At 62.0% G+C, this 263-nt stretch carries 1 protein-coding gene; it reads right to left on the bottom strand.

Features of this window, described 5'->3' with window-relative positions:
* Positions 1 to 263, bottom strand: a 263-nt coding sequence (locus tag AAEZ05_RS28985; protein ID WP_502947809.1) for an oxidoreductase, incomplete at both ends; no start/stop codon positions are given.

Genomic DNA, 263 nt, shown 5'->3' with positions numbered 1-263 from the left:
CACCGAACCGGGCGGTGAGCGGCAGGTTTTCCGGCCAGACTTCACGCACTGCAGCCAGGGTTTCGAGGAGGAAACGGCTGCGGTTGTCGAAGCTGCCACCGTAGGCATCGGTACGCTGGTTGGAATGCTCGGAGAAAAAACTCTGGCCCAGGTAGCCGTGGGCGAAGTGCAACTCGATCCATTCAAAGCCGGCATCGCGAGCACGACGAGCCGCGTCGACGAAGTCCTGCTGCACGCGGGCGATGTCTTCAAGGGTCATGGCA

Origin of the sequence: Pseudomonas sp. HY13-MNA-CIBAN-0226 (assembly GCF_040310305.1) — a bacterium.
GTDB lineage: Bacteria > Pseudomonadota > Gammaproteobacteria > Pseudomonadales > Pseudomonadaceae > Aquipseudomonas > Aquipseudomonas gregormendelii.
This window is presented reverse-complemented; position numbering and strand designations above follow the sequence as displayed.